Consider the following 11,819-nt stretch of genomic DNA (forward strand, 5'->3'; position numbering starts at 1 on the left):
ACACGATGCGCTTCGTCAAGCAACGGACCGGATGCCGGACACGCCCCGCCCCGGTGGACGCCCGTGGTTGACACGGCCACGCCGTCGGCGCGTACGATCCGGCGACGGACCGGCCGCCCCCGTACGGGAGGGCCGATCCCCACCGCGTTGAGGGACGCGGTGAGCGTGACGACGCATCGACCCGGCCCGGATGGGTCCCGCTCCCGCGCGGAGCATTCCTGCCGCGCCGCTCGGCGCGCGGCGCCGGGCGGCCACGACCGCCCGCGCATCCCTCACTTGGAGAACCCCGCGATGCCCACGCCCACCGCCACCGTTCCCCCGTCGACCACCCCGTCCCCCGCCTCCGACGCCCCCGCGTCACCGCCGATCGTTCCGCGCCGGCGCGTCGGGCGTCACGTGTCGGCCGCCCTCGCCCTGCTGGTCTTCGCGATGGTGCTCACGTCCGTGGTCCGCAACGACGCCTTCCAATGGGACGTGGTGGGACGCCACTTCACCACCGCGGCCGTGCTCGACGGGCTGCTGCTCACCCTGTGGCTGACCACCGCGGTGATGGTCCTCGGCTTCCTGCTCGGCACCGTCCTGGCCGTGATGCGACTGTCCACCAACCCGGTTCTGCGGACGCTGAGTTGGGGCTACGTGTGGATCTTCCGGTCCACTCCCCTGCTGGTGCAGTTGCTGTTCTGGTTCAACATCGGCGCCCTGTATCCCACGCTCGGCCTCGGCATTCCGTACGGCCCGGAGTTCTTCACGGTCAAGACGGTGAACCTGCTCGGCCCGACCCTCACCGCCGTCATCGGTCTGACCCTGCACGAGAGCGCCTACGCCTGCGAGGTGGTGCGCGGCGGCATCCTGTCCGTGGACTCCGGTCAGACCGAGGCCGCTCAGGCCCTCGGGTTGAGCAGGTTCCGCACCCTGCGCCGGATCGTCGTCCCGCAGGCGATGCGCTCGATCGTGCCGACCGCCGGGAACATGCTGATCGGCACGCTCAAGGGCACCAGCATCGTCAGCGTGCTGGCGGTTCACGACCTGCTGTACTCGGTGCAGTTGACCTACAACCAGAACTACCAGGTCATCCCACTGCTGATGGTGGCCACACTCTGGTACATCGCGGTCACCACCGTGCTGAGCGCCGGCCAGTTCTACGTCGAGCGGTACTACGCGCGCGGCACCTCCCGCGGCCTGCCGCCCACTCCGGTGGCGCAGCTGCGCGTCCGGCTGGCCGTCGCGCGCGCCCGACTGCGGACCCTGACCTCCCCCGGCGGCCGGTGAGGTCCGCGGGAGCGGGTCGAGGGCCGTCCGCGGGTCACGCCGACGCACCGGCGGCCCGCTTCCGGCCCCGGACCGCGTCGCTTGTTGCGGGAACGTGGCGAGTGTGTGGCGGTCGGCCCCGGCGACCGCCACGGGGACGCCCCCGAGCCTAGGATCCCCGGCACGTGCCGCCGTCCGCCGCGCACGCCCTCCCCCTGCCGAGGATCACGATCCGCCATGAGTGTGACCGCCGCCCTGAGTGTTCCCGAGGCGCTCCCCCGCCTCCACGAGCTGACCGTCGTGGACGTCCGTACCCCCGGCGAGTTCGCGTCGGGTCACCTGCCCGACGCCGTCAACGTGCCCCTCGACCGTCTCGCGCGGTCCCTCCCGGACCTCCGGCGGGCGTCCGCCCGCAAACCGCTGCTGGTGGTGTGTGCCTCCGGAGCGCGTGCGGAGAACGCCGTCGCCGTCCTGGCCTCCCAGGGTCTCGACGCCTCCGTCCTCACCGGCGGCACCGCGGCCTGGGCGGCCGGCGGCCACCGTCTCGACCACCCCGCCGGCGGGCCGCGGGCCGTCTGGGCCATGGAGCGCCAGGTCCGCTTCGCGGCGGGCGCGCTGGTCCTGCTCGGTCTGGTCCTCGGTCTCGTCGCGCACCCGGCGTTCCAGTTGCTGTCCGCGGGCGTCGCGGGCGGACTGGTCTTCTCCGCCCTCAGCAACACCTGCGGCATGGCGGTCGTGCTGGGCCGGCTCCCGTTCAACCGGCGGGCGGGCGCGGAGCCCTCCCATTGACGGGCGTCCGCGAGGACGCCGTGAGGCCGCCCTCCGGGCGACAGCGGGACTCCGCCGACAGGCCCCAGGTCATCGGCCGGCGGCGGCCCAGCGGTCCTTGACCAGCGCGGCCTGTTCCAGCAGTGCCGCCACCACTTCCCGGGCGCTGCCGGCCGCGGTCGAACGGAGTACGACGACGCTGATCTCCCGCGCGAGGTCGGGGCCGGCCGGGGGGCGCACCACCAGATCGGGGTGCGGCGCTCCGAGGGCGAGTCGGGGAACGAGGGCGACGCCCGTACCGGCGGCCACGAGGCCCTGCACGACGGCGTAGTCGTCGGTGCGCATCGCGTGGACGGGCTCGAACCCCTGCTGGGCGCAGGCCCAGGACAGGACCCGGTCGCACGGGTCGTGCGGGTCGGCGGCCCCCACCCAGGCGGTGTCGCGCAGCTCGATCAGCGGGACCCGGTCCAGGGCGGCGCACGGGTGGTCCCGCGGCATGACCAGGAGGAGCGGGTCGACCAGCAGGGGGTGCGGTTCGAACGCGTCGTCCAGGTCCAGGCGGTCGCCGGGTTGGGAGAAGACGAGGGCCGCCTGGAGCTCCCGGGCCCGCAGCCCCCGCAGCAGCAGGGGCAGTTCGCCCTCGGTGAGGGAGATGTGGACGCCCTGTTGGTGGAGGCGTTTGACGGCGGGGGCCAGCAGGAGGGCGCCCGCGGTGGGGAAGGTGCCGATGTGCAGGGTGCGCGTGCCGCGCTCGGCGAGTTCGCGGACCTCCGCCTCGGCGTGGCGCAGGCGATCCAGCACGGCCTCGGCGTGCGGCAACAAGGCCTCGCCGAGTTCGGTGAGGGTGGCGCCGCGCGGTCCGCGTCGGACGAGGCGGGCGTCGAAATGCGACTCCAGCGCCGCCAGGTGGTGGGTGATCGTGGGCTGGCTGTAGTGCAGCGCACGGCCGGCGCCGGCGAGCGAACCCTCCTGTGCGATCGAGCGGAGGACCTGGAGGTGACGGACGTCGAGCATATAGACAGGGTATGGAGGGTTGCAGAAAACACCACCGTTCCTCGATGACCGGGGAGGTGTCACGCTCCGGGAGTGAACACGCGAACCGCCCCGCTCCCCCCGATCCGTCCCGCCGCCCCGTACGCCGCCGACCAGTCGTGCGCCCCGTACGCCGAGGCCCTCGTGGCCCACTCGGGCCGGGACTGGTTGCGGTTGAACGTGCCCGGACACGCCGCCGCCCCCGGTTCGACACTCTCGGACCGGTTCGGTGCCGGGGTCACCGCCCTGGACTTCCCTCCGCTGTTGGACGGGCTCGACGTCGGCCCGGACAGCCCCCTGGAGCAGGCGCTGGCCCTGGCCGCCCGCGCCTGGGGGGCGCGGCGCACGTGGTTCCTGACGAACGGCGCCTCCCAGGGCAACCAGATCGCCTCGATGGTCGCTCCCGCCCTCGGGCGGACGCTGGTGGTGCAGCGCAGCGTGCACTCCAGCGTCGTCGACGGGTTGGTGCTGTCCGGACTGGACGCGGTCTTCGTGCAGCCCTCCGTCGACCCCGTGCAGGGCATCGCCCACGGTGTGACGGCGGACGACGTGGCGCAGGCGCTCCGGCGGGCACCGGACGCGGCCGCCGTGTACGTCGTCTCCCCGAGCTACTTCGGGGCCGTCGCCGACGTACGGGGCATCGCCGACGCGGCCCACGCCGCCGGGGTCCCCCTGATCGTCGACGAGGCGTGGGGCTCCCACTTCGGCTTCCACCCCGCACTGCCCGAGGGCGCCCTCGCGCTCGGCGCGGACCTGGTGACCTCCAGCACGCACAAGCTCGCAGGCAGCCTGACGCAGTCGGCGATGCTGCACCTGGCCGAGGGTCCGTTCGCCGACCGGCTCGAACCGCTCGTGGAGCGGTGCTTCCGGCTGGTGCAGTCGACGAGCGCGAGCGCCCTCCTCACCGCCTCCCTGGACCTCGCCCGCCGCGCCCTGGTCTCGGGCCGGGACCGGATCACCGGCTCGATCGAGGCGGCGGACTCGGTGCGCGGCGCCGTCCGGGCCCGGGGCCGCTTCGGGGTCGTCGGCGACCGCTTCCACGCCTTCCCGGACGTCGTCGGGGCCGATCCGCTGCGGATCGCCGTCGACACCCGGGTCGGCGGAATCACGGGGCACGAGGCCCGCCTGTCGCTGTCCCGGGACCACCGGATCATGGTCGAGGTCGCCACGGACTCCGCGCTCGTCGCCGTGATCGGGGCCGGCTCCGAGCCGGACACCGACCGCTTCGTCGACGCCCTGCACCGCCTGCCGTCCCCGCTCACCTGCTCCGACGTCCCCGCGCGTGAACCGCTGAGCCCGCCCCTGCCGGGCCCCGCACGGCTCACGGCCCGCGAGGCGTTCCTCAGCCCCTCCCGGGTGGTGCCCGCGGCGGCGGCGGTCGACATGGTCAGCGCCGACACGCTCGCCGCGTACCCGCCCGGCATCCCCAACGTGCTGCCCGGCGAGGTCATCACCGCCGAGACCGTCGCGTTCCTGCGTCGGACCGCTGCCGCTCCGGGGGGCCACGTACGCGGCGCCGTCGACGCGGACGTCTCCCGGCTGCGCGTCGTCGCGCCCTGACCGGAAGGGCGGGAGAGCGGGAGAGACGGGAGGGAGAAATAACAGGACGAAGGAAGGGCGACGGGGAATGAGGCCGCCGCTCCCGGGAAGGGGGTTCTTGTGACAGCCCTGTAGAGCCGCGACCGGGAGACCACCGATGACTCCTGCACTCCTGCAGCACCCCCGGTTGCACCTCGACCTGGCGGGTGACCACGCCGCCGCCAACCGGGCGCGCGCGGCGACGTCCCGGTTCCTGCACGAGGCGGCCGACCGCTCCGATCACCCCGGGACGGTGTCCCCACCGGCGGAGGACGCCGCCCTGCTGATCGTGACCGAGCTCGTCACCAACGCGGTCCGGCACACCGCCGGACCCTGCACCCTCGATCTGGCCCTGCACGGGGAACGCCTCGACATCGACGTCACGGACGGCAGTCCGGAGCATCCCGTCACCCGGGCACCGCACGTCGAGGGCACCGGCGGTTGGGGTTGGATCCTGATCCGACACCTCGCCCGCGAGGTGACCGTCCACCCGACCGCGGCCGGGGGCAAGACGGTCAGCGCCCGCCTGACGGTCGCGGCCGCCTGACCCTGGGGCGGGGGGCCCGGGGGTTGTCGGTCCGGGTCCGGAGCGTCCTCAGCGCGTCGGCCACGAGGGCCTCAGGACAATTCCGCTGCGCGGCCGGGTGGGTATCCGGTTCAGCGGGATCGTCACGTCCTGTCGGGGGGACGTGTGCTCCAGCCGGGCGAGTGCCGTGGCCAGGGCCGTCAGGACGCCGACGACGATGTCCTCGCCGGGACAACGGTGCCCCGTACGGACGTCTCCCCCGCCCTGCGGGATCAGTAGGTCGCCGTCCGGTTCCCGACCCAGGAAGCGGGTGGGGTCGAAGCGGTGGGGCCGGTCGAACAGGTCGGGGTCGTGGTGCTGGCCGTAGACGTCGAGGAGGACCAGGGTGCCCGCGGGCACGGCCCGGCCCCGGTGTTCGAGGTCGTGGGCGGCGACCCCGCCCACGAAGGGGACGAACGGGTAGAACCGCCGGACCTCGTGGGCGAAGGCCCGGGCGTACGCCCAGTCCCCCGTACGCAGTCCCGCGCGCAGCTCGGGGTCGCGCCGCAGGGCGTGCGCGGCGAAGGCGGCGAACCAGGCGATGGCGACGGTCGGCCGGATGATGTTGAGCAGTTCCACCGCGGCGGTGTGCGGGTCGAGGGGGACGCCGTCGGCGTCGAGGTGGTGGGCCACCGTTTCCAGGACCGACCGGGACGGCACGCCGCCGCCCGGGACGGTGAGCACACCGGGGTGCGCGTGGCCGGCCCGTACGTCGGTCACGGCGTGCGCCAGGCCCTGTTCCTGTCGGGCCCGGGCACGGCGGGCCTTCCAGTGACGTGGCCCGGGCGTCGCGAAGCCGTCGACCATGGCCACGCAGTCCTCGGCGATCTCGCGGGCGGCGTCCTGGGTCACCGGCAGCCCCACCCAGTCGCAGACCGCCTCGGCGAGCACCGTGGCGACCTGGTCGAAGAGCACGACCTCCCGGCCGCGGGCCCGCGTGAACGCCTCGTGCCAGTGCGTCCCGATACGGTCCACCAGCGCGGCGACGCCCTCGTGCGAGGTGAGCAGGGACACGAACATCGCCTTGCGCACCCGGTGCGCGTCACCGTCCAGGGTATGGACGGCGCCGCGGCCGAAGAGGGCGTCGAGCACCGGGCCCGGCAACGCGTCGTGGCGCAGTACGTGCCGCTCGTCGTAGAAGAAGGCGACGTCGGCGGGGCCGTGCAGGACGATCGCGCGCCGCCCGAACACCCGCGTGCGCACGGCGCCGCCGTCGGAGCTCCTGCGCCGGCGCAGGTCGGGCAGCCAGGCGTAGCCGTGCGTCCACAGGGAGGCCGTGCCGTCGATCATCGGGAGGGGCATGCCCGGCGCCTACCCGACGATCCTGGCCGCACGCGGGGACGGCCGCCCGGGGTCGGCCGGGTCAGGAGCGGCCCGGGTTCGGTCCCGCGACGGCCTCGGCCAGCAGCCGGCGCCCGGCCGGGGTGCCGAGGACGCCGCGCAGCGCGGTGTCGCGTACGGCGCGGGCCGGTGACGCGCGCAGGGTCCAGGCGCGGGTGGCGAGATCGGTCCGGGCGAGCACGCGCAGGGCCTCGGCGCGACGGGCGCGCCGCCAGGCGGTGAGCGGGTCGACGGCCCGCGGCGCGGGCCCGCCCGGCAGGGCCGTCACCTCGGGCAGGGCGGCCGCGAGCGTGACGGCGTCCCGCAGGCCGAGGTTGAGCCCCTGGCCGCCGATCGGGCTGCACACGTGTGCGGCGTCGCCGATCAGCAGCACCCGGCGGCTGCCGTGGTGTGCCGCGAGCCGCCGCTGGGTGCGGAAGGCGCTCGTCCAGCGGCATTCGCGGACGGCCGCCGTCCATCCGCGGGCCGCCGCCTCCGCCGCGAGCGCCCCGGGACCGTCGCCGGTCCCCGGCCGGGGGCCGCGCGGGAGGTGCAGCACCACGCGGACCCAGCCGTCGAGGTGCATCGGCAGCACGACGAGCAGGCCGCGCGGTCCGCCGACCATGTGGACGCGTTCCGGGTCGAGGGAGGGGGCCTCCACCCTCAGGTCGGCGAGCTGCCAGGTACCGGCGTGGGTACGGCCGCGGAACGCCGTACCGGCCAGGGTCCGCAAGGTGCTCGACGCCCCGTCGGCCGCCACGACCCAGCGGGCCCGCAACGGCCCGACGCCGTCCGCCCGCAGGGTGACGCCGCCCGCGTCCTCGGTGACCGTGCGGACGGCCGCCGAGCGGTGGATCCGTACCCCCTCGCGCTCGGCCTCCGCGCCGAGCAGGCCCTCGGTCGCGCACTGGGGGACGGTCAGGATGTACGGGTACGGCGACGGCAGCCCGGCCAGCCCGAAACCGCCCAGCCTGCGGCCCCCGGACCACATGTCCACGGTGTCCACCCGCCGGCCCAGCGGGAGCAGCCGCCCGGCGAGCCCGCTCGGGGTGAGGGCCTCCAGGGTCCGTGCGTGCAGGTCGGTGGCCCGGGATTCGGTGACCGGCCCGGGCCGGCGTTCCAGCACCTCCACACCGAGACCCGCCCGCGCGAGCAGCAACGCGGCGGTCAGCCCGACCGGCCCCGCCCCGACCACCACAACGTCCACGTCCACGTCGCCCCCCATGTCCGGCACTCTAGGGTGTCGCGCGGCGATGTCTCCACGAGGATTCGCGGGGCGGCCTCTGACCGGCGTGCCCGGTCCGCGGTCGTGACGGCGCTCCCGGGGCGACGAACGCGGTTTCCGTTCGTGTCGCCGCGCGCGCCGGCGCCCGGGACGTGGAACCGTCTCCGCATGACCGAAAGTTCGACGCCTTACATCTCCGCGGCCCGGGTCACCGTCCTGGCGGTGCAGCCCGGCAATCCGCCCTTCCGCCTCGTCGAGGTCGACGGGGAGTTCATCGGCAGGGCGAGTTCGATGACGGACGTGCTGCTGGTCGCCGCGGAGGCCGGCGTCACGGTCCACGACCTCGACGACCCCGAGGCGGTCCACTGGGTGGGCGGCGGCAAGTTCACGTGGAGCGTGCACTAGGGCGTGTTTCAGAAGTGGCGCCGGGCGCCGCAGGCCAGGCGGGATTGCTGGAACACGCCCTGGGGCCTGTCGTCGAAGTCCCGTCGTCGCCCGGACGGGAGTTCGACGACAGGCCCCAGGGCGGTTTTCGGATGGTGCCGGTCCGCTCCGGCGGTCGTCGGTGTGGCGGGCCCGGTCCGCCACCTCGCGGCCGGCCCGCGCGACGGGGGCCGGCCGTTCGACGGTGATGCCGTGACCGCTGTCGGCGGGGACGGGCGCGGGCCGGCCGGTACGGCGCGGGGCTCGCGCACGCCGGCCGGCCGGCCGGGCACCTCGGCGCCCGTCCCGGTGTTACGGGGAGCCGAGGTCCGGGATGGTCAGGGCGCCGTCGTCGGCGAGGGGGAAGCCGGGGTTGTGGGCGATCTCCCAGAGGTGACCGTCCGGGTCGGCGAAGCAGCCCGCGTAGCCTCCGTAGGAGGTTTCCCGCGCCGGTTTGGTGACGGTGGCCCCGGCCCGTCGCGCTGTGGCGAGGAGGGCGTCCACGTCCTGTCGGGACCGCAGGTTGTGGGCGAGGACGATGCCTGCGAAACCCGTGCCGCGCCCGTCGTCGGGGAGTCCGCAGTCCAGTGCCAGTGCGTCCCGGCCCCAGAGGACCAGCCCGAGGCCGCCGGCCTGGAAGAAGACGGTCTCCTCAACCTCCTGGCCACGCCAGCCGAGGGCTTCGTAGAACGTCCTGGAACGCCCGAGGTCCGTGACGCCCAGGGTGATCAGACTGACGCGCTGGTCCATGCCCGGAAGCTAACACGGGCCCGGCCGCGATCCCCGGAGGCCGTGCGGCGGGGTCGGGCGGCGGCCCGGATCATGGCGTGTTTCCGCGTCTTGCCCCGGGGCGGCGGGGTTTCCTACGCTTCGTCGGAGCGCTCCAAGGGGAATGCCGTCCGCGGATCCGTGATCGACGTACCGGATACGCACCGCGCCAAAGATCCCGATCCTGATCCCGATCCCGATCGTTCCTGATCCTCACGACGGTTCGCTCCCTCCGTTTCGATCCATCACCAGGGCAACCCGCCTCCTGCTCCGCATCGCTTCGACCCGGCGCTCTCGCACCGATCGCGGCGCATCGTTCGGGCGGTGGAAGGAAAGGGCCAGGAATGGGCAGTCGAATTGCCGTGATCCGCATACCGCTCACTCCCGAGCAGCAGGCGCACGTACGCGCCGCGGCGGGTGGGGCGGTCGTGGCCGAGGCCCTCGTGGCGGGCCCGGTCGAACAGGAAGAGCCTTTGGAGAACGAGGTGTTCGGCGCGGAGGCCGAGCTCCTCGCCGAGGAGATCTGGCACGCCAACGAGGTGTTCGTCGACAAGCTGAACGGTCTACCGGGGGTGAAGGCCGACTTCGAGGTCCACACCGGTCACGAGGTGTTCCCGGACGTGCCCAACATCGCGATCCTGCGTTAGGCGGTGAGTTCCTCCCCGTGGTCATTGATGCTGACGCCCACGTCGTCGAACCCTGGGACATGTGGGAGGAGTGGATCGACCCGAGCATGCGCAAGCAGGCTCCCCGTCGGGCTTCGGACAGTTGGGGCATGGATCGCCTCATGGTCGAGTCGAGGCTCCTGCCGGTGCCCGAGGGGCGTGGTCGGGCGCCGCGCCGGGTGATGTCGGAGGCCGGACTCGCCGAGTACCGGGCCGACGTCACCCGGAGCCAGGACGTGTCCGCCCGCGTCCGGCGGATGGACCACGAGGGGATCGACACGGCCGTACTGCTCCCCAGCCAGGGGCTCGCGGTCGGTGCCGTGCGGGATCCCGAACTCGCCACCGCCATGGCGATGGCGTACAACGACTGGATCCGGGACCACTGCGCGCGGGCGGCCGGTCGGCTGGTGCCGGTGGCCGTCGTGCCTCGGCAGGACGCCGCCATGGCGGTGGACGTGGTCCGGCGGGCGCACGAGTCGGGCTTCCGCGCCGTTCTCATGGGCCCCAATCCGGTGCTCGGTCGCACTCTCGACGACCGCTACAACTACCCGGTGTGGCGGGAGATCGAGCGGCGCGGCCTCGCGGTCGTCGTGCACGAGGGCACCGGCTTCGCACCGGGCGCGACGGCGGGTGTCGACCGGTTCGAGAGCGGAATCTGTTCCCACCTCGTCTCGCACCCCGTCGAGCAGATGCTGGCGGTGACCTCCTTCGTCCTCGGCGGCGTCCTGGCGAACTTCCCCCGGTTGCGGGTCGGTTTCATGGAAGCCGGCTGCGGCTGGCTCCCGTACTGGCTGGACCGGATGGACGCGCACCATCGGGAACTGGGCTGGGAGGTGCCGTGGTTGACGATGCCGCCCTCGGAGTACTTCCGGCGTCAGTGCTTCGTCTCCTGCGAGGCACAGGACCCCTTCGTCGCCACGGTGATCGAGCGGGTGGGCGCCGACGTCCTGCTGTTCTCGACGGACTTCCCGCACGCCGACCACAGCATGACGGGCTCGGTGAAGGCCGTGCTCGCGCGCGAGGACATTCCCGCGGGCGCGCTGGAGGGGATCCTCGGCGGCAACTGCCTGCGTCTGCTGGGCGCGGGGGAACCGCGGTGACCGGTGGGGGCGACGGGATGTGGGTGCTCGGTCTGGGCGGCAGCACCCGGCCGCGGTCGCGCAGTCGGCTGGTGCTGGAGGGGGCGCTGGCCGGGGCGCGCGCCGCCGGCGCCCGTACCGGCTTGTGGGCCGTGGACGAGGAGCCGCTGCCCTTCCACACGCCCGGGGCGCCGCCGGACCCGGCCACGGAACGGTTCCTCAAGGCCGTCCGCGCCGCGGACGCCTTCCTCTGGTGCACTCCCGCCTACCACGGCTCCGTGAGCGCACCGGTCAAGAACCTGCTCGATCACATCGACGCGCTCCGCCAGGACCGGCCGCCGCTGCTGGCCGGGAAGGTCGTCGGGGTGGCCGCCGTGGGCGACGGGGCCAGCGCACCCGTGCAGGCCGCCGGCGCCCTCGTCCAGATCGCCCACGCGCTGCAGGCCCTGGTGGTGCCCCTCCAGGTGCCGGTGTGTCACGGCACACGGACGCTGTCCGACGAGCGGATCGTCGACCCCGGCGTCGCGGCACGGCTCGGCGAACTGGGCCGGCTGGTCGTGGCCACGGCCACGGCGCTGCGACCCGCCGCGGGCGGACCCGCACCGGCTTCGCACCGACCGGGGAGGTGATGCCGCCGCGGTACCCCGCCCCTGGCACGGGCACGGCACGAACAGCGGTACGCGCACGCGCACGGAGCGCCGGCGCGACCGCGGGCAAGGCCGATCACGGACAAGGTCGATCACGAGAGGCAGGAACCGAGAGTGGCGGAGAACAGGGAGAGGGCGGAACTCATCGGGGTCGAGGTGGACCTCGTACCCGAACAGGTGCGCCTGTTGGAGCAGTTCAGGGTCAAGGACTGGACCCGGTTCAACGTCGCCGTACCGGTGGGTTCGGCGACCACCGCCGGCGACGGGGTGGACCCGGGTCTGCTGCACGTCCTGTACGAGACGGATGTCGACGTAAACGGCAGCGAGTTGGCCGCCGTCAGCATCGACGAGGAGATACAGGCGCGACTGCGGGGAGGTGACGCACCGGGTCCGGACGTGAGCCACGGACCGCTGCGCGTCGGCTTCGAGGGCATCATCGCCAGTGCTGTCGTCTGGTAGTGGAGAACGTGTCGGACGACCACTAGGGGGCAGGGGGCGGCC

General features: G+C 73.9%; 13 protein-coding genes. 9 read left to right on the top strand and 4 right to left on the bottom strand.

Annotation, left to right across the window (positions count from 1 at the left end; all coding sequences use genetic code 11):
* Positions 1 to 291 precede the first annotated feature (291 nt).
* Both ACFVS6_RS03820 and ACFVS6_RS03825 read left to right on the top strand, forming a co-directional pair.
* Complete coding sequence (locus ACFVS6_RS03820; RefSeq protein ID WP_389700336.1) at positions 292 to 1,269, top strand: amino acid ABC transporter permease; 978 nt, start codon at positions 292 to 294, stop codon at positions 1,267 to 1,269.
* A 216-nt stretch (positions 1,270 to 1,485) separates the two neighbouring features.
* A complete protein-coding gene (locus ACFVS6_RS03825; protein ID WP_389700337.1) occupies positions 1,486 to 2,037 on the top strand; it encodes a rhodanese-like domain-containing protein in 552 nt (183 codons plus the stop codon).
* Between the two features lie 69 nt (positions 2,038 to 2,106).
* Here the strand turns inward: ACFVS6_RS03825 and ACFVS6_RS03830 are convergent, their stop codons facing one another.
* The gene (locus ACFVS6_RS03830) at positions 2,107 to 3,030 is read right to left on the bottom strand and encodes a LysR family transcriptional regulator (protein ID WP_389700338.1); all 924 of its coding nucleotides are present in this window, start codon (positions 3,028 to 3,030) and stop codon (positions 2,107 to 2,109) included.
* Positions 3,031 to 3,102: 72 nt separating this feature from the next.
* On the opposite strand from ACFVS6_RS03830, the gene ACFVS6_RS03835 reads away from it, so the two are divergent.
* Positions 3,103 to 4,608 (top strand): aminotransferase class I/II-fold pyridoxal phosphate-dependent enzyme, encoded by a 1,506-nt coding sequence (locus tag ACFVS6_RS03835; RefSeq protein WP_389700339.1) that lies wholly within the window; start codon positions 3,103 to 3,105, stop codon positions 4,606 to 4,608.
* Positions 4,609 to 4,744: 136 nt separating this feature from the next.
* Complete coding sequence (locus ACFVS6_RS03840; RefSeq protein ID WP_389700340.1) at positions 4,745 to 5,173, top strand: ATP-binding protein; 429 nt, start codon at positions 4,745 to 4,747, stop codon at positions 5,171 to 5,173.
* Positions 5,174 to 5,221: 48 nt separating this feature from the next.
* Here the strand turns inward: ACFVS6_RS03840 and ACFVS6_RS03845 are convergent, their stop codons facing one another.
* Positions 5,222 to 6,493, bottom strand: coding sequence for a cytochrome P450 (locus ACFVS6_RS03845; protein ID WP_389700341.1), 1,272 nt, complete (start codon positions 6,491 to 6,493; stop codon positions 5,222 to 5,224).
* Between the two features lie 61 nt (positions 6,494 to 6,554).
* Positions 6,555 to 7,736, bottom strand: a complete 1,182-nt coding sequence (locus ACFVS6_RS03850; protein WP_389700342.1) for an FAD-dependent oxidoreductase — start codon at positions 7,734 to 7,736, stop codon at positions 6,555 to 6,557.
* A gap of 168 nt (positions 7,737 to 7,904) precedes the next feature.
* Here ACFVS6_RS03850 and ACFVS6_RS03855 point away from each other — a divergent pair, with 168 nt between their 5' ends.
* Positions 7,905 to 8,141 carry a hypothetical protein gene (locus ACFVS6_RS03855; RefSeq protein WP_389700343.1) on the top strand — a complete coding sequence of 79 codons (237 nt, stop codon included), beginning with the start codon at positions 7,905 to 7,907 and terminating at the stop codon, positions 8,139 to 8,141.
* A 330-nt stretch (positions 8,142 to 8,471) separates the two neighbouring features.
* Here the strand turns inward: ACFVS6_RS03855 and ACFVS6_RS03860 are convergent, their stop codons facing one another.
* Entirely contained in the window at positions 8,472 to 8,909 is a 438-nt protein-coding gene (locus ACFVS6_RS03860) for a VOC family protein (RefSeq protein WP_389700344.1), read from the bottom strand.
* Between the two features lie 362 nt (positions 8,910 to 9,271).
* Here ACFVS6_RS03860 and ACFVS6_RS03865 point away from each other — a divergent pair, with 362 nt between their 5' ends.
* From ACFVS6_RS03865 to ACFVS6_RS03880, 4 genes are all read left to right on the top strand, one after another.
* The gene (locus tag ACFVS6_RS03865; RefSeq protein WP_389700345.1) at positions 9,272 to 9,574 is read left to right on the top strand and encodes a hypothetical protein; all 303 of its coding nucleotides are present in this window, start codon (positions 9,272 to 9,274) and stop codon (positions 9,572 to 9,574) included.
* A 17-nt stretch (positions 9,575 to 9,591) separates the two neighbouring features.
* Complete coding sequence (locus ACFVS6_RS03870) at positions 9,592 to 10,692, top strand: amidohydrolase family protein (protein ID WP_389700346.1); 1,101 nt, start codon at positions 9,592 to 9,594, stop codon at positions 10,690 to 10,692.
* Positions 10,689 to 11,300 carry an NADPH-dependent FMN reductase gene (locus tag ACFVS6_RS03875; protein ID WP_389700347.1) on the top strand — a complete coding sequence of 204 codons (612 nt, stop codon included), beginning with the start codon at positions 10,689 to 10,691 and terminating at the stop codon, positions 11,298 to 11,300. Before ACFVS6_RS03870 ends, ACFVS6_RS03875 begins: the two co-directional genes overlap by 4 nt.
* Before the next feature lie 132 nt (positions 11,301 to 11,432).
* Positions 11,433 to 11,777 carry a hypothetical protein gene (locus ACFVS6_RS03880; protein WP_389700348.1) on the top strand — a complete coding sequence of 115 codons (345 nt, stop codon included), beginning with the start codon at positions 11,433 to 11,435 and terminating at the stop codon, positions 11,775 to 11,777.
* Positions 11,778 to 11,819: the final 42 nt, after the last annotated feature.

Source organism: Streptomyces sp. NPDC057939, assembly GCF_042887545.1.
Classification (GTDB): Bacteria; Actinomycetota; Actinomycetes; order Streptomycetales; family Streptomycetaceae; genus Streptomyces.